This is a genomic window from Limosilactobacillus mucosae, assembly GCF_013423865.1.
In the GTDB taxonomy this organism is placed as follows: Bacteria; Bacillota; Bacilli; order Lactobacillales; family Lactobacillaceae; genus Limosilactobacillus; species Limosilactobacillus mucosae.
Genome location: NZ_CP058954.1, coordinates 698,962 through 720,485, shown reverse-complemented (window position 1 = coordinate 720,485; position 21,524 = coordinate 698,962). Strand labels below are relative to the sequence as shown.

General features: G+C 47.6%; 22 protein-coding genes. 5 read left to right on the top strand and 17 right to left on the bottom strand.

All coding sequences use genetic code 11. From position 1 onward, the window contains the following. Positions 1–2 precede the first annotated feature (2 nt). From pyrH to H0G69_RS03485, 7 genes are all read right to left on the bottom strand, one after another. Positions 3–725 (bottom strand): UMP kinase, encoded by a 723-nt coding sequence (gene pyrH / locus H0G69_RS03515; protein ID WP_006499135.1) that lies wholly within the window; start codon positions 723–725, stop codon positions 3–5. A gap of 85 nt (positions 726–810) precedes the next feature. Then, positions 811–1,686 carry a translation elongation factor Ts gene (gene tsf, locus H0G69_RS03510; protein WP_006499136.1) on the bottom strand — a complete coding sequence of 292 codons (876 nt, stop codon included), beginning with the start codon at positions 1,684–1,686 and terminating at the stop codon, positions 811–813. A gap of 106 nt (positions 1,687–1,792) precedes the next feature. Further along, entirely contained in the window at positions 1,793–2,584 is a 792-nt protein-coding gene (gene rpsB / locus H0G69_RS03505) for a 30S ribosomal protein S2 (RefSeq protein ID WP_180305178.1), read from the bottom strand. A gap of 167 nt (positions 2,585–2,751) precedes the next feature. Beyond that, on the bottom strand, positions 2,752–3,750 hold the full coding sequence (locus tag H0G69_RS03500; RefSeq protein ID WP_180305177.1) for a D-2-hydroxyacid dehydrogenase: 999 nt from the start codon (positions 3,748–3,750) through the stop codon (positions 2,752–2,754). Positions 3,751–3,949: 199 nt separating this feature from the next. Continuing rightward, positions 3,950–4,948, bottom strand: coding sequence for a D-2-hydroxyacid dehydrogenase (locus tag H0G69_RS03495; protein ID WP_180305176.1), 999 nt, complete (start codon positions 4,946–4,948; stop codon positions 3,950–3,952). A gap of 86 nt (positions 4,949–5,034) precedes the next feature. Beyond that, a complete protein-coding gene (locus tag H0G69_RS03490) occupies positions 5,035–5,316 on the bottom strand; it encodes a GIY-YIG nuclease family protein (RefSeq protein WP_180305175.1) in 282 nt (93 codons plus the stop codon). After that, positions 5,300–6,058: a tRNA1(Val) (adenine(37)-N6)-methyltransferase gene (locus H0G69_RS03485; protein WP_180305174.1), complete on the bottom strand. Its 759-nt coding sequence runs from the start codon at positions 6,056–6,058 to the stop codon at positions 5,300–5,302. Before H0G69_RS03485 ends, H0G69_RS03490 begins: the two co-directional genes overlap by 17 nt. Positions 6,059–6,176: 118 nt before the next feature. On the opposite strand from H0G69_RS03485, the gene H0G69_RS03480 reads away from it, so the two are divergent. Continuing rightward, a complete protein-coding gene (locus H0G69_RS03480; protein ID WP_074504013.1) occupies positions 6,177–6,815 on the top strand; it encodes a lysophospholipid acyltransferase family protein in 639 nt (212 codons plus the stop codon). A gap of 134 nt (positions 6,816–6,949) precedes the next feature. On the opposite strand, the gene H0G69_RS03475 is transcribed toward H0G69_RS03480, so the two are convergent. After that, the gene (locus tag H0G69_RS03475; protein WP_034540131.1) at positions 6,950–7,180 is read right to left on the bottom strand and encodes a YneF family protein; all 231 of its coding nucleotides are present in this window, start codon (positions 7,178–7,180) and stop codon (positions 6,950–6,952) included. 90 nt (positions 7,181–7,270) lie between these two features. Next, positions 7,271–7,522 carry a DUF896 domain-containing protein gene (locus H0G69_RS03470; RefSeq protein WP_033935047.1) on the bottom strand — a complete coding sequence of 84 codons (252 nt, stop codon included), beginning with the start codon at positions 7,520–7,522 and terminating at the stop codon, positions 7,271–7,273. A gap of 166 nt (positions 7,523–7,688) precedes the next feature. Here H0G69_RS03470 and lexA point away from each other — a divergent pair, with 166 nt between their 5' ends. Further along, the gene (lexA, locus tag H0G69_RS03465) at positions 7,689–8,315 is read left to right on the top strand and encodes a transcriptional repressor LexA (RefSeq protein WP_006499147.1); all 627 of its coding nucleotides are present in this window, start codon (positions 7,689–7,691) and stop codon (positions 8,313–8,315) included. A 31-nt stretch (positions 8,316–8,346) separates the two neighbouring features. On the opposite strand, the gene H0G69_RS03460 is transcribed toward lexA, so the two are convergent. From H0G69_RS03460 to H0G69_RS03435, 6 genes are all read right to left on the bottom strand, one after another. Continuing rightward, entirely contained in the window at positions 8,347–8,919 is a 573-nt protein-coding gene (locus H0G69_RS03460) for a pyridoxamine 5'-phosphate oxidase family protein (RefSeq protein ID WP_180305173.1), read from the bottom strand. Positions 8,920–9,003: 84 nt separating this feature from the next. Beyond that, positions 9,004–10,173, bottom strand: a complete 1,170-nt coding sequence (locus tag H0G69_RS03455; RefSeq protein WP_180305172.1) for a hydroxymethylglutaryl-CoA synthase — start codon at positions 10,171–10,173, stop codon at positions 9,004–9,006. Positions 10,174–10,183: 10 nt separating this feature from the next. After that, positions 10,184–10,900 (bottom strand): B3/B4 domain-containing protein, encoded by a 717-nt coding sequence (locus tag H0G69_RS03450; protein ID WP_006499149.1) that lies wholly within the window; start codon positions 10,898–10,900, stop codon positions 10,184–10,186. 49 nt (positions 10,901–10,949) lie between these two features. Then, entirely contained in the window at positions 10,950–11,402 is a 453-nt protein-coding gene (locus H0G69_RS03445) for a MarR family winged helix-turn-helix transcriptional regulator (RefSeq protein ID WP_033935042.1), read from the bottom strand. A 672-nt stretch (positions 11,403–12,074) separates the two neighbouring features. Beyond that, positions 12,075–12,800 (bottom strand): ribonuclease H family protein, encoded by a 726-nt coding sequence (locus tag H0G69_RS03440; RefSeq protein WP_180305171.1) that lies wholly within the window; start codon positions 12,798–12,800, stop codon positions 12,075–12,077. A 14-nt stretch (positions 12,801–12,814) separates the two neighbouring features. Continuing rightward, positions 12,815–13,384 (bottom strand): PAS domain-containing protein, encoded by a 570-nt coding sequence (locus H0G69_RS03435; RefSeq protein ID WP_240164368.1) that lies wholly within the window; start codon positions 13,382–13,384, stop codon positions 12,815–12,817. Positions 13,385–13,491: 107 nt separating this feature from the next. Between H0G69_RS03435 and H0G69_RS03430 the strand changes: the two genes are divergently transcribed. Further along, positions 13,492–15,921 carry a cation-translocating P-type ATPase gene (locus tag H0G69_RS03430; protein ID WP_180305169.1) on the top strand — a complete coding sequence of 810 codons (2,430 nt, stop codon included), beginning with the start codon at positions 13,492–13,494 and terminating at the stop codon, positions 15,919–15,921. A gap of 104 nt (positions 15,922–16,025) precedes the next feature. Here the strand turns inward: H0G69_RS03430 and H0G69_RS03425 are convergent, their stop codons facing one another. Continuing rightward, positions 16,026–16,646, bottom strand: coding sequence for a histidine phosphatase family protein (locus H0G69_RS03425; RefSeq protein ID WP_180305168.1), 621 nt, complete (start codon positions 16,644–16,646; stop codon positions 16,026–16,028). A gap of 312 nt (positions 16,647–16,958) precedes the next feature. On the opposite strand from H0G69_RS03425, the gene serC reads away from it, so the two are divergent. Together serC and H0G69_RS03415 are read left to right on the top strand one after the other, a co-directional pair. Beyond that, positions 16,959–18,041: a 3-phosphoserine/phosphohydroxythreonine transaminase gene (gene serC, locus H0G69_RS03420; RefSeq protein ID WP_180305167.1), complete on the top strand. Its 1,083-nt coding sequence runs from the start codon at positions 16,959–16,961 to the stop codon at positions 18,039–18,041. A 12-nt stretch (positions 18,042–18,053) separates the two neighbouring features. Beyond that, entirely contained in the window at positions 18,054–19,229 is a 1,176-nt protein-coding gene (locus H0G69_RS03415) for a phosphoglycerate dehydrogenase (RefSeq protein ID WP_180305166.1), read from the top strand. Positions 19,230–19,350: 121 nt separating this feature from the next. On the opposite strand, the gene H0G69_RS03410 is transcribed toward H0G69_RS03415, so the two are convergent. Next, positions 19,351–21,123, bottom strand: a complete 1,773-nt coding sequence (locus H0G69_RS03410) for an oleate hydratase (protein WP_006499157.1) — start codon at positions 21,121–21,123, stop codon at positions 19,351–19,353. Positions 21,124–21,524 lie beyond the last annotated feature (401 nt).

Sequence of the window (21,524 nt, the reverse complement as noted above, 5' to 3'; positions counted from 1 at the left end):
ATTTATTCCCCCTCAATCGTGGTCCCAATCTCTTCGCCTTTAACGACACGGACAATGTTGCCAGGCGTGTTCAGATTGAAGACTACCAATGGAATGTGATTGTCCATTGACAGCGAGCTGGCAGTGGAGTCCATCACTTGCAGGTGTTTGTCCAAAATGTCCATGTGCGTCAGATGATCAAACTTAACGGCATCCTTGACCTTGTTTGGATCAGCAGAGTAGACGCCGTCAACGCCATTTTTAGCCATCAAGATTGCATCGGCATCCATTTCGGCAGCCCGCAATGCAGCCGTCGTGTCAGTCGAGAAGTATGGCGAGCCCGTACCAGCAGAGAAGATTACCACACGACCCTTTTCCAGGTGACGAATGGCCTTGCGACGAATGTATGGTTCGGCAATCTGACGCATTTCAATGGCAGTTTGAACTCGTGTTGGCACCCCAACTGATTCCAGCGCATCCTGCAGCGACAGACCGTTCATGATCGTACCCAACATGCCGATGTAGTCAGCTTGAGCACGTTCCATTCCCATTTGTTCACCGGTAACGCCGCGCCACATGTTGCCACCGCCGCAGACGATGCAGACTTGAACGCCCAAATCGCAGACCTGCTTGATTTCTTCAGCGATCTTCTTGATTACCGGCGGATTGATACCAAAGCCTTTTTCACCCGCTAAAGCTTCACCACTGAGTTTCAAAACGATCCGGTTGTATTTTACTTTAGACATTTGAAATTCCTTCCTGCTATGCATGATTTTGCAAAAAAAGCGCACCGATGTCATCGACCAGTGCGCAATTTCGTCAATTAACGAATTACTTCAGTTGTTCCTTGACTTCAGCAGCCAGGTCGCTTTGCTTCTTTTCGATACCTTCACCGACTTCGTAGCGGATGAAGCTCTTCAGCTTGCCACCCTTGGATTCAACGTATTCAGCAACCGTTACGTCTGGGTCCTTGACAAAGTCTTGGTCTGCCAGGCAGATTTGGGACAGGAACTTGTTAAGACGACCTTCAACGATCTTGTCAACGATCTTTTCAGGCTTACCTTCGTTCAGCGTTTCTTCCTTGAAGACTTCGCGTTCGTGAGCCAGACGATCAGCTGGAACTTCTTCGCGCGTCATGAATTCTGGGTTAACGGCAGCAACGTGCATGGCAACGTCTTTAGCCGTTTCTTCGTCAGCGCCTTGCAGAACGACCAGCGCAGCAATCCGACCGCCTTGGTGCAGGTAAACACCAAAGTTGTCGCCGTCTTCCTTGTTAACGAAGGCGAAGCGACGCAGAGAAACCTTTTCACCAGTCTTTTGCGTCGTGGAGATCAGGTCATCGTTCAGCGTACCGTTGGCCGTCTTGGAAGCCAAAGCAGCGTCCAGGTCAGCTGGCTTGTTTTCCAGCAGCACCTTGGTAACGTCAGCCAGTGATTCCTTGAATGGATCAGAAGCAGCCACAAAGTCCGTTTCTGAGTTCAATTCAACGATAACTGCCGTGTTGCCATCAACCGCAATGTTGGTCAGACCTTCAGCAGCGATACGGTCGCTCTTCTTGGCAGCCTTGGCAATCCCCTTTTCACGCAGCCAGTCCATTGCCTTGTCCATGTCGCCATCACTGGCAACCAGGGCCTTTTTAGCGTCCATGATTCCGGCACCGGACTTCTTCCGCAGTTCCATTACTTGCTTAGCTTTGATTTCAGCCATGAGTACGTCTCTCCTTAAAAATAGTTGTTTTTAATGAAAAAGGCTGTTTTGCGCTTAGGCCAAAATGGTCCAAACTGCAAAACAGCCCAAGCGTTAACTAATTTGGTTAGTTGTTGCCTTCAACGCTGTTCTTCAGATTTTGCAGATCGTCTGAAGAAACTTCCTTTGGTTCGTCAGCAGTTTCAACGACTGCTTCGGCTTGCTTGGCATCGTCTTGGCCTTGCTTGCCTTCGATGACAGCATCTGCCATCTTAGCCGTGATCAGACGAACGGCACGAATAGCATCATCGTTGGATGGGATGATAACATCAACATCGTCAGGGTCAGTGTTGGTGTCAACCATGGCAACGATTGGAATGTGCAGCTTTTGAGCTTCCTTAACAGCGATTTGTTCCTTGTGTGGGTCCACAATGTACAAAACGTCTGGGATGCGTGGCATGTCTTCAATACCGCCCAGGAAACGTTCCAGCTTTTCGCGTTGCTTAGTCAGCACGGAAACTTCCTTCTTTGGCAGTACGTCGAACGTACCGTCTTCGCTCATCTTCTTCAATTCCTTCAGGCGAGCAATCCGAGATTGGATCGTCTTCCAGTTGGTCAGGGTACCACCCAGCCAACGGTGGTTGACGTAGTATTGACCTGCACGCACAGCTTCTTCTTCAACAGAGTCTTGTGCTTGCTTCTTCGTACCAACGAACAGAACAACGCCGCCCTTAGCAGCAACGTCCTTCATGTAGTCGTAGGCCGTGTCGATCATCTTGACCGTCTTTTGCAGATCGATAATGTAGATGCCGTTGCGTTCCGTAAAGATGAATGGCTTCATCTTAGGGTTCCAGCGACGAGTTTGGTGACCAAAGTGGACACCGGCTTCAAGCAATTGCTTCATGCTAACAACAGACATGAATCATACCTCCAAATAGTTTTTTCCTCCCTGTCGTTCATCTGTCAGGGGCACCAGCTGGCACTTCCTCTGACATCCCGCCAGGTGTGAATTGGGCATTTAGCACCGACTGATAGTATACAAAAAAAGGCCTGCCATCGCAAGCCTTTTTTCTTCAATTATTTGAATTAGTCAAACTTAACCAGCTTATCAGAGGTCCCGGTTTCAATCAGGTCCTTATTGGCTGACAGACTGAATTTAACCATGTTCTGAACGGCAATGTTGGTGTAGAAAGCCGTGTGTGGCGAAATCAGAACGTTTTCACGTGAATTGAGATTCCAGAATTCTGGATAGGTCATGTTCTTGCCCACCATATTGTGGTTAAAGACTTTGGTTTCATCTTCCAAAACATCCAATGCTGCCCCGGCAACCTTGCCAGAGTCAAGTGCATTGATCAAAGCCTGCTCGTCAATCAGCGGACCACGCGAGGCATTGACGATAAAGACACCATCACGCATCTTATCGAAGGCTGCTTTGTTCAGCATGTGCTCAGTTGATGGGAACAGCGGAATATGCAGCGTAACTACCGTGGCCTTGGCATAGAGCTCGTCTAAAGTGTCAACGTAAAGGCCTTCTTTTTCCAGTTCTGGGTTGTGATAAACATCATAGGCGATCACTTTAGCACCAAAGCCCTTGTAGATATCGATTGCAACACGACCAATGTGACCAGTCCCGATAACGCCGACCGTCTGCTGATTCAGTTCTTGGGAAATCTGTGGGGCCCAGCGGAAGTCGCCACGCTCAAACTTGTGGAAGTATTCCTTGGTCCGCCGCAACAGATTCATCAATTGCGTAACGGAAAATTCTGCGATGGCAGCTGGTGAATATACCGGTACGTTGGTAACCTTAAACCCATACTTCTTAACCGTAGCTGGGTTCATGTTGTCAACCCCAACATTACGCAGGGAAACATTATGAATGCCATAGGAGTCCAGCTTTTCAAAAACCGCATCGGTATATGGCTTTTGCTGGTAGACAACTACCCCATCAAAGCCTTTTGCCATTGCGACCGTTTCTTCATCCAGCAGCTTGTCGGTAATTTCAACTTCAACTTCTGGGTTTTCTTGTTCCCATTCCTTAACGAAAGGTTTTTCATCTTCACGAATACCATAAGCTAAGATCTTCATTGATTTCATACCTCCGATTGGCTTAGTTGTTTTTCATCGTTACTTCCAGTATAACCCAAAAGTTCATAGTTTAACAATTTTAGCTATTTTTGTTTATGAAAGCTCTTCAAAAGAAACCTAAATGATGAGAAAACGCTTCTAAAATTCCAATTTCATAATCAAAAAAACACGATGTCTGCAAAACATCGTGTCAAAATTATTATCCTAGTTTAACCAGTTTGTCGCTGGCTCCCGTCAAGATCAATTCACGACTGGCATCCAGACTCTGCTCAACCATATTGCGCACGGCTTCATCGGTATAGAATGCAGTATGCGGTGTAATCAAAACGTTCTCGCGCGATTCAAGATTATCAAATGCCGGATAGTTGGATGGCTGATTGGCCATATCCTTGTTAAAAATCTTGGTCTCATCTTCCAAGACATCCAGAGCAGCCCCACCAACCTGGCCGCTATCAAGCGCTTCAATCAGATCCTGCTCATCGATTAAAGAACCGCGCGACATATTAATGATCAAAACACCCTTTTGCATTTTGGCAAAGGCATCCCGATTGAGCATGTGGTAAGTTGATTTAACGGCTGGCACGTGCAAAGAGATCACCGTCGACTCTTTATACAGCTCATCTAAAGAATCAGTAAACACGCCAGCCTTAACCAGATCTGGCTTAGGACGATGATTGTAGACCATCACGCGGGCACCAAAGCCCCGGCAGATATGCGCCATAACTCGGCCAATATGACCCGCGCCAACAATGCCGACCGTCTGTTGATTGAGCTCGCTGGCAATGTTTGGCGCCCAACGATAGTCGCGCTTGGCAAACTTATTCTGAAATTCCTTAGTTCGCCGCAATAGGTTCAGCAGCTGCGTGACGCCAAATTCAGCAATGGCAGCTGGCGAGTAGACCGGCACGTTGGTAATCTTAAAACCATACTTGACTGCCGCTTCAGCATCGATGTTGTCAACGCCAACGTTACGCAAAGAAAGGTTGTGAATGTTCATCTCATGCAGCTGTTTTAAAAGGTCAGCCGAGTAGCTTTTCTGCTGGTAGGCAACCACACCATCGCAGCCCGCGGCCAATTCAGCCGACTCAACGTCCAGCGGCTTGTCCGTACAGATCAGCTCAACGTCTGGATTGGCCCATTGCCAGTTTTTAACATAAGGACGTTCATCTTCACGAATCCCGTACGCAATAATCTTCATATCTCAAATTCCTCCACTACATAAACAAATCTTTATCTCCAAAAAAGATTATACAGACAGATTTAATTGAATGGAAGAATCTTTAATCAAATTTTAATATTATGTGCTCGCAAGTAAGCAATTTTCTTAGCGCGCGACTGATGTTTAAAATGCCATTCCGCACTCAGCGCATCATGCTGATTATCGAACTCCTCATAGTACAAAAGCTTGAGTGGATGGCGTTTCTGCGGTCGGGTATACTTGGCTCCCTTGCCAGATTGATGCATCGCAAACCGGCGCCAGACATCCGTAGAGTAGCCGCCATAAAGCGTGTGATCCGCGCAATAGAGCACGTAAAAATAATAATGCTGCTCAGATATTTGAGCCATTAAGCATCGCCTGCACTTCCGGACCATACTTACCATCTTCGCCCGCCACGATCAACGGCGGCATAATCCGCGTCCCATTCGGCTTGCCGTCTTTAATTGCCTCAATCAGCACCATATTGGCCTCCATGCCTGGTTTGGGATATACGAACTTGATCCGCTTGGGTGCCAATCGATGAGCCGTCATTGTCGCTAAGATTTCCGGCAGGCGGTCCGGTCGATGAACCAGATAGCCGCGTCCATTCATCTTCAAAAGGCCGCTCATCCGATCGCAGACCATTGCCAGATCAATCGTCAATTCATGACGGGCAATGGCCAGATAGCGATTTGGATTTTTTTGACTGGCCGGCGCGTTCTTAAAATAAGGCGGATTGCACACGACCACATCGGCTCGGTCCTTGGCTACGTATCGGTAGACGTTGGCAACATCATCATTGATCACTTCATAGCGGGCTGTCAGATCATTTAAGGCTACTGATCGCCGAGCCATGTCAGCCAGCCGTTCCTGCAGCTCGATTTCATAAAAATGTCCCCCCAGCTTATGGTGCAAAAACAAACCGATTGCGCCATTCCCGGCACACAGATCCACGATTTTGATTTTTTGACGCTGATTTGGCCGCACAAAATCTGCCAGCAAGACGGCATCTAATGAAAAAGCAAAAACTTCACTGGATTGAATGATTTGTACTCCTTGCGCGCTGAGCTGATCAATGCGCTCGTTTGGTTTAAGCTGAACGGTTGTCATATTTTTCCTCACTTGGTTGCTAATAATTTACTGTAGCTGTATATGTTTGCTTGCATGTTTGAGTATGGTTCGTCATACTAAATATATAAAATTACTTTAAAAATTGGGAGTTGTTTAAATGCTCTATGATTTCTTGGTTCATCTGGTCAATCCGCTGTTAACGCTGTTTAACGGTCGGCCTCAGATTGAACATAAAGATCGCCTTCCCGAGGGCAACTACATTATCGTCGCACCACATCGTACCTGGTTGGATCCGGTATTGTTAGCACTGGCAGTCTATCCTAAGAAATTTACGTTCATGGCTAAAGAAGAGCTGTTCAAAGGGCGGTTTGCCAACTGGTTTCTGCGCAAGCTGGGGGCTTTTCCCGTCAACCGCAAAAATCCCGGCCCTTCTGCTATTAAAACACCGGTCAAACTGCTTAAAAATGGTGATCGCTCAACTATCATCTTTCCGACCGGCTCGCGTTATTCCAGCAAGATCAAAGGCGGCGCGCTGATCATCGCCAAAATGGCCAACGTGCCGCTGGTGCCAGCCGTCTACCAAGGGCCATTGAAACTAAGCAGCATCTTCAAGCGACAAAAACGCAAGATCAATTTCGGCGAGCCAATCTACATTGACCGTAAAATGCGCCTGACTGATGAAAATCAGCAGGAATTGGAACGACAGATGCAGATGGCATTCGATCAGCTGGACAACGAGCTTGATCCCAATTATCACTACTACATGCCCGAAAAACCAAAAGACGACGATTTTTAATCGGGCTTATCAATTTTAAATTAAGTCTTGACTTTAGCCTGACAGCTGGCCACTAAAAATCAGTCAGACTGACCAGGATTTTCGTCAATATTAATCAAAAAGGATCGATGCAGTGCACCGGTCCTTTTTAATTGCTATTTGCCTGCCTTGCGCGCTTGAGCCTTCATCGCTTGCATCATTTGGTGCAGTTTGCGATCTGAAGGTTTTTGGCCCATTTGCATCATCATCGTCCGCAGCATATCTTCAGAAATCGGCGGATTGTTACGCAGGTAGTTTTCCATGTATTTCCGAGCACCAAAGAAGCCAACCAAAAGGCCAACCAGCAGTGCCAGGATGATCAACATGATACTAAGCCCAGTACTCATGGATGTTTCCCCCTTATTTTAGATAACGATACTAATGTTACACGATATCGGCGTCAAATAAAAGACGCATTCGATGAATTAATCATTGAATTAGTCGTCACGCAGCCCTTTTTTGCGTTGAATCTGCCGAACTTTTTCCGGTGTAACCTCTTTGCCATCCTTATCAAAGATCCGCATCATCTCAATATTTGAGCGAAAAGCCTCTCGGAAATTCTTGAGATATTGATCGCGCAGCTGTTTGCGTTCAGCTTTTTCGGCCGCGGTCAGTCCTTCCGCTTTGTTTTTGTGTGCCAGCTCATTGATTCGTTTGAGCAGCTTTTCTTGTGCTTGTGAATCAGCCATAATTTTCTTCCCCTCTGCCTTAAACAGCGATTTTTACGTTACTTAGTGTAGCGAACGCCGCATTATTTAGCAAGCAATCCGCGCCGTTAAGTTTCAACGAACGTATGTTTGAAAATATTTGGCAAGTATGATATAATTGCTCCAAATCTGAAAATGAGGTGGCAACATGGTAAAAACAGCAGCCAGCAAGCAAATGGCCGTTCTCAGCTACATTCATCAACAGGTCGCCACTCACGGCTATCCGCCAACTGTTCGCGAAATCTGTAAAGCTGTCGGCCTTTCATCTACGTCTACCGTTCACGGGCATATCAATCGGCTTATCAAGAAGGGGTACCTGCAAAAGGATCCTTCCAAGCCGCGTGCCCTAGAGATTACGCCCGCCGGCATGGATGTCTTGGGAATTGCGCCAAAGCAGGAAAAAATTCCATTGTTAGGAATCGTTGCTGCCGGTGAGCCGATTCTCGCTGTCGAAGATGCAACCGATTATTTCCCGATCCCGCCTTCGATTCCGGACCATAACGATCTGTTTATGCTGCAGATTCAAGGTAATTCCATGGTCAACATGGGGATCTTAAACGGCGACAAGGTTATCGTTCGTAAACAGGATACCGCTAAAAATGGCGATATCGTAATTGCCATGAATGATGACAATGAGGCTACCTGCAAGCGTTTCTTCAAGGAAAACGGTCATTATCGCCTGCAGCCAGAAAACGATACAATGGCCCCAATCATCCTGGACCGGGTAACCATTTTAGGCAAAGTCGTTGGTCTTTTCCGCGATAGCATCTATTAAAAAAAGAGATGGGAGTTTTCCCATCTCTTTTTTAATCTTTATTATCAGCATTAGACTTTTGACTGCTGGCAGTTACTGCATCAGTAGTTTCAAGGGGATGCCCCAGCTGTTTTAAAATCATTTGCCAATCATGATCCGGATTTTTCACCTTACATGAAACCTCATCCAGATCCACGCGCCAGACATGAACCGGATCAACCATTGCTGCAGTCAGCGGATGCGGCATTCTGGCCACATAATGATGCATCATCACGGTTAAGGCATGCACCTTGTCAGCCGCATCAGTCAGCTCTTTAACCGTTCCTTTGCCAATCAAGCTGCGAAACCGGGCGCTAAATGCACTGTCTTGCGGCGCGGGAAGCAGTTGATAGTCGCTTTCCATCTCAACACCAATATGCGAATTAGCCTGCATCAAACGAGCGCGCTGACCGGCCGCATTCCCATGAAAGTAAAGATGAAAATGTTGCTGCTCATCCAATTCATAGCCAAAGTGGACCGGAACGACATACACCGATTCGTCATCCTGTACGCCGAGCCGCGCAATATCGCAATGCGCCATCACCCATTCAACCGTCATCGGATCAAAATAGATATCATTTCTCATCAAAAAGCGCCTCTTTTATAATCGTTTTTTAATAAATTATAAAAAAGGCAATGACGAATTGCAATCTCAGTCAGCTTGAAAATTTTACAGCTGCTGCTTATCAACGTATTGGCGCTGATGATTCTTTTGACCGGCTAAGACGAAACGAGCCGGATCCGCACTGATGTCGTACTCAACATCTGCTTTATTCATTCCTAACTGGTCATTGAACTGCTGCTCATAGGCCGCAATCGAAATCAGCTGGCGTTCACTGAGATCTCCAGCCACGTTGCTCAGCTGTTCTTGATAGCCAGGCTGCAGAATCCCGCTGTAAAACTCGCCTTCCGCACCGGATCCATAGCTAAACAGGCCGACGCGCTCACCTGCCTTTAGATCAGGGTCGTTTTGCAAAAGCGACATCAAGCTTAAATAAAGCGAACCGGTATAGAGATTGCCGACCCGGCGGCTGTAGTTTTGGCTGGCCAGCAGTGCCTTGCGCAGACGCCAGGCCGTTTGATCATCCCGTTCACCCAAGACAGCTTCCAAAGCTTTTTTGCCCATTTTAGTGAATGGCAGATGAAAAGCGATTGCCGCAAAATCATCCAGCTTGCGATCCGTTAATTTTTCATAGCGACTCAGCGTATGCTTGAAAAAGTCAATGTAGACGTTGGTCGAATACTTGCCATCGACCATGGCTTCAGTAGCATAAAGCGGCCGCCAAAAGTCCATCACGTCTTGCGAATAAGCAACGCTAGTCCGTTCAATTGCCAGGATCCTCGGTGCAGCCGTAATCAGCATGGCAACCGCTCCAGCACCCTGCGTAACCTCGCCAGCCGTCTTTAAGCCATAACGCGCCACGTCAGCTGCAATTACCAAAACCGCCTTTTCTGGCTCCAATACCACCTGTCCTCTGGCAAATTGAATCGCAGCCGTTGCTGAATAGCAGGCTTCCTTAACTTCAACGGTCCTTACGTAGTCATCCAGATTCAGCAGCCGCTTAACATAGATTGCGCTGGCTTTAGAATTGTCGATTCCTGATTCGGTAGCAACGATCACCGTGGCAATGCGCTCTCGATCACGTTCATTCAGCATTTTGTCGGCAGCAGCAGCTCCCATTGTCACGATATCCTGCGTAGGCGGTAAAACTGCCTGCTCGCTTTGACCAATCCCAATTAGATATTTATTGGGATCGACACCGCGCACTTTAGCCAGTTCAGTCAAATCAATATATTCCGACGTTGTCGCAAACGCCATCTTATCAATTCCGATCTTCATCTGCACTCACCTAGTCTACATCGGCAATCGGATTTTCTTTAGTCAAGTAGTGTGGTGCGCTCGGCTTTTGACCAAAGTAGTGTTCAATCAGCTTTTGCAGCTCATCCATCGCCTCATGCGTCCGCAGAATCTGATCCTCATTAACTGCTTCCATAACGATAACCACGTTTTTAGAATCGCTGGTCAGCATCGTGCGTTGAGCATCACGCCAGTTTAGACTGCGGCAAACGGCACCCTCATCGTCATAATAGAGAATCTCGCCTTCCCGAGCTGGATCATCTTTGTCAGCGCCAACTGGTTGGAAGCTTTCGCCGCCCTTAGCCTTGCCCAGATGCATGTCACCGGCGATCTTATCACGATCCTCGATACCAACAGGAACGCCATAGCGCAGCGAGATGCTGTTGTAGACGTCAACCAATGGCTCAATCGGTTCAAAAACGTGTCCTTGGCTGGCCCGCTTAAGCAGTGCCTCAATTGATGCTCGGGCACCCTTACGCTTAGGGAACTTGGCATAGGCTTCACGCCACTGTGCAACGACTGGATTATCACGGAAAGTTTCTTCTTTGGTGAACTTGGCTGATTCCGCGGTTGCCTGTTTTAATAATTCAGCACGTTCGGCCTTGTTTTCATCCGTATCATGGTTATCAATCCCATCAACGTACATAATTGCAATCTCTGCATCTGGAAAGACTTCCCAAAAACTTTCATCTACTACGACACGTTTCATAATAAAACTCCTTTACTCATTTAATGTCTTTATTATCTCTTAAATATCGTTAATAATTTCTTTGACCGCCTGCTTTAACAAAATCCCAGTCTTTTTCCAGATTTTGGCGCATCCGCTGCAAGTAGTCGTGAGCCTGCTGCGCTTCTTGAGGTGAAAAGCCTTGTAAAGCAACGTCATTTGAATGCTCGTTTTCACGAATGATAAACGGGTATAATTCCGCTCCTTTTTTCGTGACGTACATTCGCTTGATACGATGATTGGCCGGATCGGACCGTCGCACGATCAAGCCGTTTTTTTCCAGTTTGGCAACTGCTCTGGCAATCGTTGTTTTATCCATCAAGATTAATTTTGCCAAATCGCGTGCAATAATGCCAGGGTGCTCATAGATTCGAACCAAATATACGAATTGACCGCGTGCCAGATCCAGCTTCTTAAATTCCGCGTTAGCCATGGCATCTAGGGCTCGCGATGCCATTCCCATCTCGCGCAATACATCGATCAAAGCTTCCCCCCCTTTCTTGCTCAATATTATATCGATAATCGGTTGCAATTGCAACTTTAAACCAAAACATGAAAATTATTCACAAATTTTCTTATAAAATTTCAGATTAGGGGTTTTCTTTTACACGGCAGTATAGTAATATAATTAACCGTAAGGAGTGCCGACATTCACTTCTTTCTTGACTACCAGCTATTTGGTACGGTTCCGTTTCTTTAAACTGCGGGGAATCGTTATCTGATAGCTTTTTTTATTTATACATATTGAATAGTCACCATCAACTATAATCAGCGTCAAACTGCTGGCAGGTTAATTCAGGAAAATCCTCGTGGTCGCAAACCTACTGGACCTGTGAAAATTCAAATCTGGAGCGGTTGCGAGGGTTGCAACTACCTACTTCGCTCCGATTTTTGGTAAAAAGTAGGTAATGATTTTCTCATCATATGTTTTATACCGATTTTCGTGCATAAAACCGTAAGTAAGACTGCACAGAACACTGAGCAGCTTAACGTTCCTGTCCAAGACTGCGTCAAGTTCAGCCTGGCTACTTAAAAAGCACTGGCGGTCACGATCCGGTTTGAGTCTCTTTGATCGCCGCATTTCGTCATTAAAACTGCAAAAAACTCGTTTGATCCGCCATAACGCGCGACCAAACGAGTTTTATTTTAATCAAATTTAAGCTTTAAGATTGTCCATCGTTGAATTCAGCAGCTGGTCGACCGTAACGTTGCCGTGACTGTTGGCATGTCCCTTGGTCCATTTAAAGCGCAGCTGCTTGAATTTAGGCAGCAGCACGCTCACCTCGGCCCAGAGTTCTTGATTGGCAACCGGCTTGCCGCCAGAAGTCTTCCAGCCGCGCCGCACCCAACTGTACAGCCACCCTTTATTGATCGCATTTAAAACGTATTGCGAGTCGAGAATACCCTCAATCGGCTCGTTTTGCAGGTTTAACTCAAGCAGACGCTGTAGACACTTTAAAAGCCCCATGACCTCCATGCGATTGTTGGTAGCACCCAATTCACCAGCCGTATCGGTGATTTTTAAGCCATCCTCAAACCGAATCAGATAGGCCCAGGCTGCGAGATCATCTTGGTGAACGTGATCGCCCCGTCGATTGCCGCGATTGCGTGAACCGCCATCCGTATAAAAAACAATCGTCGGAATAAATCGGAGGCCCTGTTCCTCGCCGAATAGATCCAGACTGGTCTGTGTTGCATGCTTGACGGCCCGCGGCTTGCTCTTTTCCGGCTGCTGCAGCCATGCCAAAGCCTCTTCTCTGGTCATAAATCCCTTGAAGCGCGCATTAGCAAAGCCAGCAACCTGTTTTTGGCATTCCGGCCAGCTGGTGTAGATGCCGGGCTTCTTGCCACGGCGCACGGCATAAAACTTTTTTGAAGCCAAATCAATTCCCCCTGCTATTGTTCTACTGAAGCGCCAGAAACCGCGTCCTGCGTCTTGTCCGGCGTCTGGATGTCGGCAAGCTGCTCGCCTTTTTGCAAACGATTGGCATGGATTGAAGCCGCCGATACGCCATCAATTATTTTACCATCAACTATCCCATGTTCAAAATCATGGGCTTCGCAAAGCTCGCAGATTCGCTCAACGTCCTCGGTAACCTGCAGCGCCCCCAAGTACTGATTTTGAGCATCACGAATTGCATAATAGCGAATCAAAACACGATGCCCGTCCATGACCTGTGGCGATTCAACCACGTCTTTTGTACCGGTATGCAAAGCTTTTAAAACCTGCTTGACCAGTGGCTGTACAGGCTTAGGATGACAGCCCAGCACCGAATGCGTCAAGCGTTTCTGCAGCCGGTTGTTGTCGCGCCACGGGTTAGGCGAGTACCAGACATATTCATCATTTTTGTTAACGTAATCCAATTCATATGGCATGTGGGCAAAAATTGCTGCGGCTTCTTTTAGCGTCAGCCGGCCGCTTAAAAACGTGATTGCGCCGCGTTCAAAAGTCGGTTCTGTGCTCATATCAACCATCCTCTCAAAATCATTCTTAATTTATCTTAAAGGTAACCGTACCAAATCGCAAAGAATGCTAAAATAAAATTAGAATTTAAGCAGAAAGGGATGATTGTATGCGCAGACATCATCAACAGTCAGTAACCGCTAAAGATGAACGGATTGAGCACTTCAATGCCGCTCCTGATACCGGCTTAACTAAAGATCAGGTGGCGCAGCGGACCCAGGCAGGCTTGACCAACACCGCAATCAATACGACCTTTAAAACCACGCGGCAGATCATCTACAGCAACACGTTTACTTTTTTTAACCTGATTTTCGTCGTTTTAGCCGTTTTATTGGTCATGGTTCGCTCATTTAAGGACATGACTTTTCTGCCCGTCATCATCGCCAACACCGTCATTGGCATTATCCAGGAATTACGGTCCAAAAAAGTGCTGGAAAAACTGACAGTGCTGAATGCTGCCAAAGCAACGGCAATTCGTGATGGCAAATCAGTACAGCTGCCGACTGATCAACTGGTTTTAGATGACATCATCGAACTGAAAACCGGGCAGCAGATTCCAGCTGACGCCCAGCTTTTAACCGGCTCGCTTAACGTCAATGAGTCGCTGCTGACCGGAGAGGCTGATGAGATTGCCAAGCATCCCGGCGACAGTCTGATGTCAGGCAGCTTTGTCGTTTCCGGTTTGGCGCGCGTACGCTTGACGCATGTCGGCGCTGATTCATATGCGGCTAAGCTGACAGCCAAGGCGCAAAAAATGGATACGACCGAAGAATCAGCCATGATCAAATCACTCAATCGGCTGATCAAATTCGTCGGCATTATCATCATTCCAATTGGTGCCGCGCTATTTTATGAATCATACGTGCATAATGGCAATCCGCTCAAACAAAGCATCGTTTCTATGGAAGCAGCTTTGATCGGTATGATTCCAGAAGGGCTCTATTTATTGGCAACCGTTGCGCTGGCTTTAAGTGCCATGAAACTGGCGCAGCAGCGGGTCTTGCTGCACAGCATGAAAAGCATTGAGACGCTGGCCCGCGTTACGGTACTTTGCGTTGATAAAACCGGGACGATCACCGAAAATCAAATGCAGGTCCAGCGCTTCTTTTCTGCTCAGCAAGCACAGGTTGACGAAAATCGGCTGCGTAGTCTGATCAGTGATTTTTGCGCGGCCATGCCTGGTGACAACTCAACGATGAAAGCAATGAAAGAATACTTTACGCAAGGCAGCGGACGCCAGGCGGATCAGATCGTGCCGTTCAGTTCAGCCTGGAAGTACTCGGGCGTGGGCTTTGGCAATGAAAGCTACGTCTTAGGCGCGCCGGAAATGGTGTTAAGAGAAAATGCCGCCATGTTTAGCAGCGAGTTTGAGCCCTATGCCAAGCAAGGCTTCCGGGTCCTGGTATTCGGTCAGTATCAAGGGCAGCTGACCAAAGCCAGTCTCAGTGCGCCGGTTAACCCATTAGGATTCATTTTGCTGAGAAATCCCGTTCGTAAGACTGCTCCAGCCACTTTCCGCTATTTTGCCGAACAAGGCGTCAAGATCAAGGTTATTTCGGGTGACGATCCATTAACGGTTGCCAGCGTAGCCAAACAGGCACAGATCGAAGGCGCGCAAAACTGCGTCAGTGCAGCTGCTTTAACCGATGATGAATACGAAAGTGCTCTGCAGCGCTACACCGTTTTTGGTCGGGTCACGCCAGATCAAAAGCAAAAATTCGTCACCGCGCTGCAAAAGCAAGGTGAAGTCGTTGCCATGACTGGAGATGGCGTCAATGACATTTTAGCCATGAAACGAGCGGATACCAGTATTGCCATGGCTTCAGGCAATGAGGCCACCATGAATGCCGCTCAGATGGTGCTGCTTGATTCTGACTTTGCCAAAATGCCACAGGTCGTAGCCCAGGGACGGCAGGTTGTCAATAACATCGAACGATCAGCCAGTCTGTTTTTGGTCAAGAACATCTTCTCACTGCTCTTGTCCATCTTTACGCTGATCTTTGCCTTCAACTACCCGCTCGATCCTTCCCACATCACGCTGATCAGTCTGTTTACGATTGGGACGCCTTCATTCCTGCTGGCGTTGGAAACCAATCATCAGCGTATTCATGGCAAGTTTCTGCCCAACGTTATGCGGCGTGCCTTGCCTGGTGGGATTACCGATATGTTTACCGTTGGCGTCATCGTAGTCTGTGGAGCTCTGTTTGGCCTCAGCCGCCAAGACATTTCAACGGCCTCAACCATGATTCTGGCTGCGGTTGGCTTCATGGTGCTCTACCAGATCTGTCATCCGCTCAATAAGTTCCGCAGTATCATCTTTTATGGCTGCATCATGGGGCTTTTGGTCTGCGCATCGCTGTTTGGCAGTCTGTTTGGCATCGACCACGTCTCGGCAGTCGCCCTGGGGTTTGCCTTTGTCCTCTCTTTGACGGGCGATTCAAGTCTGACACACCTGACGCGTTGGACGGATCTAGTTTATGAGCACTTTTTCGCCAATCTTGGTCAAAAGCCTAAACACGCCATGCAAAAACAAGCCTAGCAGCGTTTCCAACAGTTCAGCCAACCATTTTGACGGCTGCGCTTAAAAGTCAGCAAACAATTAAAGACGGGTCCCGCATAACGCGTGATCCGTCTTTTTGATACTTAGAATCCTTGAGTGGAACGGTTGTAATAGATCAGATGCTGCTCAAGCGTATTGGGTTCAACGATTAATTTGGTAACACTGCAGTTTTCTGGTTCCAGAATCGTCAAGCCTGGCGCATGCGTGGCACTGGCCGCAAACGAGCGGACCGTAAAGCCATGCGTAACGACTACGACTCGCTCGTCTGGATGCTGAGCCGTAACGTCTTTAATAAAGTCCTGGACCCGTTTTTCAACATGTGTAAACGTCTCGCCATGGGCAACGGCAGCATATTCAGGACGCACATCTTTAACAAACGTCGAAAACAATTCTGGATATTGATTCATCAGCTCATCATTGGGCTGGCCATCCCAGTCGCCATAAGAAATCTCCAGCAACCGCCCGTCTTCGATGACTGGCAGCTGTGCCTCCTCATTTAGAATTGCCGCGGTCTGCTTGGTGCGTTCCAAAGGCGAAACATAAAGCGCGTCAAAATCACGCAAATCAAAATTCTGGGCCAAAAGCTGCGCCTGCGCCCGTCCCTCATCAGTGAGATAGGTCTGCGGCGTATTAATGATTCCCTGCTTAAGCCCGGCCGCATTGGCAAAGGTGCGACCATGGCGAACGATATAAAATTCGGTCATATTCTTTTCCTTTCGACTTTGGTTTTTGGTCATTATACCAGAATCAAATTTATTATTGACGTTTTTTTGTAATCAGATTATAATTTTGTTAACGATAAATAATAATTTGATGAGGAGGGAACTGAACATGCTGTTGAATAATTTTGAATTTGCATTGATGGTTTCCTCATCATGGTCTTCCTTGATTTAGAAGGCCATATTTTGCGTTGGCCTTCGCGATAAGTGAGGTCAATTCAAATCCTGAACCGAATTTGAAGGGCACTCACTTAATCAAGTGGGTGCTTTTTTAGTTTATGATTTGGAGGAATGACAATGACTGTCTACAATTTTGCTGCTGGTCCCGCTGTGCTGCCCAAAGAAGTCTTGAAAAAAGTCCAGGCTGAATTATTAAATTTCAACAATTCTGGCATGAGCATTCTGGAAATCTCGCACCGCTCTCAGCTGTTCGTTGATGTTTATGAAAATGCTAAGGCACAAATCTATAAATTAATGAACCTGGATGATCAGGAATACGACGTTTTGTTCATGCAGGGCGGTGGTACCACGCAGTTTACGGCCGTACCATTAAACCTTGCCTATCAATATCATCGCGCCGCCTATATCGACACTGGTCACTGGTCTGAACGCGCCGTTGAAGAAGCACGCTTGATCAAAGGCGTTCAAGCTGACGTTCTGGCCTCTTCTAAAGACCAGCACTACACCACGCTGCCAAAAGTACCAGCCATTCCCCAAGATACCTATGACTACGTACACATCACGACCAACAACACCATCATGGGTACGGCTTGGCAAAAACTGCCAGAAACTGACGGTACGCCGTTGGTTGGCGACCTTTCTTCCAACTTCTTAGGCCAAGACTACCCGTTTGAAAAATTCGATCTGATGTATGCCGGGGCGCAAAAGAATCTGGCTCCCGCTGGCGTAACGATCGTAATCTTGAAAAAATCGCTGCTGGGTCATGTCAAGGGACTGCCAAGCATGCTCGACTACACCAAGCAGGCCGCTAAAAAGTCCGCGCTCAACACGCCGCCTGTCTTCCAAATCTATGTTGCCGGGCTCGTTTTGAAATGGATCGATGAACAAGGCGGCGTTAAGGCCATGGATGCTCGCAACCGCAAGAAGGCCCAATTGCTGTACGACTGCCTGGATAACTCCAAGCTGTTTAAAAACAACGTTGACCCACACTATCGCTCGTTGATGAACGTGCCATTCGTAACTGGCGACGCGCAGCTGGATGCTAAATTCGTCCAAGAGGCCCAGGAACATGGTCTATTGAATCTAAAAGGTCACCGACTCGTTGGTGGCATGCGGGCAAGTATCTATAACGCCATGCCATATGATGGTGTTATTGCTTTGTGTGACTTTATACAGCAATTCGAAAAAGAAAATCGCTAGGAGGAATCTTTCATGTACCAGATCAAAACCTATAACGCTATTGCCCAAGCCGGACTTGACGAATTTACGGCTGACTACCAGATCAATAATCCTGAAGCCCAGCCCGATGCCTACATGATTCGCAGCGTGGATCTGCATGATCATGAGTTTCCCAAGAGCCTGAAAGTCATCGCGCGCTGTGGGGCTGGTTTTAACAACATCCCATTGGACAAAGCCCTTGAAAACGGCACGGTCGTCTTCAACACGCCCGGCGGCAATTCCAACGCCGTTAAGGAACTGGTCGTCGCCTCGATGATCATGGCAAGCCGGAACATCATCGCTGCCGTACAATGGAGTGCCAACGCCAAGCCTGGTGCCGATATTACGCTGCGAACCGAAAAGCAGAAGACCAGTTTCAATGGGACTGAGCTCTTGGGCAAGCGCATCGCCGTTATTGGTATGGGACACGTGGGCTCGCTGGTTGCCAACGCCGCCGTTGATCTAGGCATGGACGTCATCGGCTATGATCCATACCTTTCCGTTGAATCGGCTTGGCAGCTGGATAGTCAGGTCAAGCGCGCGCAAACGATCACTGATGCCATTAAGGATGCTGATTTCGTAACGGTTCACGTTCCTAAAAATGAAGAAACCACTGGACTGATCGGCACGGCAGAATTAAAGCATTTCAAGCACGGCGCCGTTTTGCTCAACTACTCGCGGCTGGGAATCGTTGACAATGCCGCTGCCGTAAAAGCCCTGGCTGACGGTACGCTGAAAAAGTACTACACCGACTTTAGCGAGGCTCAGATTCTGAATAATCCTGATATCGTCATCATGCCGCATATCGGGGGCTCGACGATTGAAGCTGAGGTCAAGTGCGCGCAGATTGCGGCTCATGAAATCATGACCTATCTGGAAACCGGCAACATCAAAAACTCGGTCAACCTGCCAGATGTAGCCGCACCGTTTGCCAGCCCAGATCGTTTTACCTTGATTCACCAAAACATCCCTAACATGCTGGGGCAGATTTCGACGTTTATGGCCGATGAAGGCATCAACATTGAAAATCTGGTCAACCGTTCGCGCGGCGGCTATGCCTATACGATGCTAGACGTTTCAAACCTCACGCCGGCAACCGCACAAAAAGTAATTGACCGGTTAAGCCAAGTCGATGCCATCACCCGCGTCCGCTTGATTCATCATGACTAGTCGCTCAATCAGCAGCCATAAGTCTGATCATTTAGCTTAATTTATTTACTCAATAGCAAAAGACCACCCGCAAATCAGCGCTGGTGGTCTTTTGACGTTCTGGTTATATAAATTGCTTTAATCAGTCAAGCAGATGCTGCTCTTTGAGAATTTCTTCGATCCAGGTTCCCTTCAGTTTGCGCAGCGCCGTCTTGGCAGCCAGCTTCGGTACTGGCAGATCCATCTCCGGCAACGTCTTCTTGTCGCTTAAGTAGTACAGTGCCCGCAGCTCTTGGCGAATGTCAAAGACGGAATCAAAGACTTCAGGAACGCCGCGATCAACGTTAAAGAGTGTGTAGACGGCTTCCATCGCGGTCCGAACCGAGTATTCCGTGGTAAAGACCGTGTCACGAGTTGGCGATTCGGCAAAGTTGCCCAAGAAGGCCAGGTTTTGCGATCCCTTTGGCACGACTGCCGGCCGATCACCCTTTTTACGCAGCTGGAAGTAGCTAGTAACGTAAGGCATGTAGACTGGTACGGTATTGACGTCATTTTCCGCATAGCCTTCGATGTCGTCAACGGGAACGCCCAGGTGGTAGAGCAATTCTTCAGTAATCTCTTTGCCTGAGCAGTCCACGACCCGTTTCTTGATGTAGTTGCCTTCCGTGTCGGAATAAAGCGCGTAGATCCAGACAACCGTTTCATCCGGCTTTTGGTCCTTAAAGTGCGGCTGTCTGTGGATCGTAAAGCTCAACATCCAATTCGAGTCGGTAACCGTGATGATCCCACCGGTATTGACCTTGCCATCATAAAGACTGCGCTTGGTCAGCCGTTCAAAATATGGCGCCAGCTTGCGGTTTTTGAGCGTTGCCGTAGCCGAGATGAACCAGGCACGGTCAGGAACGTTCTTGCAGAAGACATCGGGGTGACCAAAATCGGCATCCTGATAGGAAAGATTCTCCCACAGCTTCCAACTAGGCCCTAAGCTGTGCGTAATCGGTGCCGGCGTGTTCTGATCGCCATAAGTTGAACTCTCGGTAATTGAGCCATTGGTAACAAAGACATAATCGTTGTCGGTCAAGACGATTTCTTCATCCTTGCCATCCTTGGTCAGCAGAATCTTTTTGGCAATCTTCTTGTCATTGCTGGTATCAACCAAGACATTGTTGACCACGGTGTCGTATTGAATGTCGACATTGTGATCCTGCAGATATGCCAAGACTGGCTTAGTCATTGACTCATACTGGTTGTATTTATTGAATTTCAGGGCACTCAGCGTTGGCAGCCCATCAATATGGTGAATATAGCGCATGCAGTAGCGCCGCATTTCAATCAAGGAGTGCCACTTTTCAAAGGCAAACATGGTTGACCAGTACAGCCAGAAATTGGTGTCGAAGAATTCATCTGGGAACCAGTCGCCAATCGTTTTGCCCTCTAACTCATCTTCTGAGGTCAAAACCAGCTTAACGATATATTTTGAAAACTTCTCAACGCCATACTTGCCATCACTAGGTACCCGGTCGCCGCGATTATGAATCAGGCGACAGTTTGACGAGTTGGGATCATCCTTGTCCAGCCAGTAGTATTCATCCAGATAAGAAGCGCCTGGAATCTCCAGTGAAGGAATTGAGCGGTACATATCCCAAAGACATTCAAAGTGGTTTTCCATTTCACGGCCACCCCGAATGACATACCCAACGCCAGGACGCTTCTCGCCATCCAGTGAGCCACCCGCAACCGGCAGTTCTTCTAAGATATGAATGTTTTCGCCAGGCATCTGAGCATCACGAACCATGAAGACGGCCGCTGCCAAACCAGCCAGCCCGCCCCCAATAATATAGGCGTGTTTCTGTTCGATTCCCTCAGGCTTGCGAGGACGTGCAAATGCTTCATAATTACCGTTGGAATAATACATAAAAACCCCTCCAGTGTAAAATAATCCTTGCGAAAGCGATAACATCAGTTTATACGTTTAGTATAACGCTTACAAAATATTGGAACAAGTTCAGATTGCCGATCTGTCTATTGATGAATCAGATTAACTAAAATGTGCAGAAATCGTCCTAAAAAGCAGCCCAGACTGCATTATTGCTAATGAATAATTGCGTTTTTCTGTTTTAGACCAAAAAAGCACAGAACGGCGGTAAAATTCCGCGCATCTGTGCTTTCAGGTTTTAGCCCTTAAACTAATTAATGAATAAATTCTGCAATAGCCCCAAAAACAATCCCTACTTTTGAACGTATTAGGTGTCCATCAGGTGTCCTAACTTTTCAATTTATAGTAATTACTAAAAGCCCCAAAGCCTATCATATCAA

What these genes read in the sequence shown, in the direction of transcription:
- H0G69_RS03435 (WP_240164368.1), bottom strand. Translation starts at nt 13,384, where the DNA reads ATGAGCACAGAACCGACTTTTGAACGCGGCGCAATCACGTTTTTAAGC.
- H0G69_RS03415 (WP_180305166.1), top strand. Translation starts at nt 18,054, where the DNA reads ATGTACCAGATCAAAACCTATAACGCTATTGCCCAAGCCGGACTTGAC.
- H0G69_RS03485 (WP_180305174.1), bottom strand. Translation starts at nt 6,058, where the DNA reads ATGACAACCGTTCAGCTTAAACCAAACGAGCGCATTGATCAGCTCAGC.
- H0G69_RS03470 (WP_033935047.1), bottom strand. Translation starts at nt 7,522, where the DNA reads ATGGCTGATTCACAAGCACAAGAAAAGCTGCTCAAACGAATCAATGAG.
- rpsB (WP_180305178.1), bottom strand. Translation starts at nt 2,584, where the DNA reads ATGTCTGTTGTTAGCATGAAGCAATTGCTTGAAGCCGGTGTCCACTTT.
- H0G69_RS03475 (WP_034540131.1), bottom strand. Translation starts at nt 7,180, where the DNA reads ATGAGTACTGGGCTTAGTATCATGTTGATCATCCTGGCACTGCTGGTT.
- H0G69_RS03500 (WP_180305177.1), bottom strand. Translation starts at nt 3,750, where the DNA reads ATGAAGATCTTAGCTTATGGTATTCGTGAAGATGAAAAACCTTTCGTT.
- H0G69_RS03455 (WP_180305172.1), bottom strand. Translation starts at nt 10,173, where the DNA reads ATGAAGATCGGAATTGATAAGATGGCGTTTGCGACAACGTCGGAATAT.
- H0G69_RS03425 (WP_180305168.1), bottom strand. Translation starts at nt 16,646, where the DNA reads ATGACCGAATTTTATATCGTTCGCCATGGTCGCACCTTTGCCAATGCG.
- H0G69_RS03450 (WP_006499149.1), bottom strand. Translation starts at nt 10,900, where the DNA reads ATGAAACGTGTCGTAGTAGATGAAAGTTTTTGGGAAGTCTTTCCAGAT.
- H0G69_RS03460 (WP_180305173.1), bottom strand. Translation starts at nt 8,919, where the DNA reads ATGAGAAATGATATCTATTTTGATCCGATGACGGTTGAATGGGTGATG.
- lexA (WP_006499147.1), top strand. Translation starts at nt 7,689, where the DNA reads ATGGTAAAAACAGCAGCCAGCAAGCAAATGGCCGTTCTCAGCTACATT.
- tsf (WP_006499136.1), bottom strand. Translation starts at nt 1,686, where the DNA reads ATGGCTGAAATCAAAGCTAAGCAAGTAATGGAACTGCGGAAGAAGTCC.
- H0G69_RS03495 (WP_180305176.1), bottom strand. Translation starts at nt 4,948, where the DNA reads ATGAAGATTATTGCGTACGGGATTCGTGAAGATGAACGTCCTTATGTT.
- H0G69_RS03430 (WP_180305169.1), top strand. Translation starts at nt 13,492, where the DNA reads ATGCGCAGACATCATCAACAGTCAGTAACCGCTAAAGATGAACGGATT.
- serC (WP_180305167.1), top strand. Translation starts at nt 16,959, where the DNA reads ATGACTGTCTACAATTTTGCTGCTGGTCCCGCTGTGCTGCCCAAAGAA.
- H0G69_RS03490 (WP_180305175.1), bottom strand. Translation starts at nt 5,316, where the DNA reads ATGGCTCAAATATCTGAGCAGCATTATTATTTTTACGTGCTCTATTGC.
- H0G69_RS03410 (WP_006499157.1), bottom strand. Translation starts at nt 21,123, where the DNA reads ATGTATTATTCCAACGGTAATTATGAAGCATTTGCACGTCCTCGCAAG.
- pyrH (WP_006499135.1), bottom strand. Translation starts at nt 725, where the DNA reads ATGTCTAAAGTAAAATACAACCGGATCGTTTTGAAACTCAGTGGTGAA.
- H0G69_RS03480 (WP_074504013.1), top strand. Translation starts at nt 6,177, where the DNA reads ATGCTCTATGATTTCTTGGTTCATCTGGTCAATCCGCTGTTAACGCTG.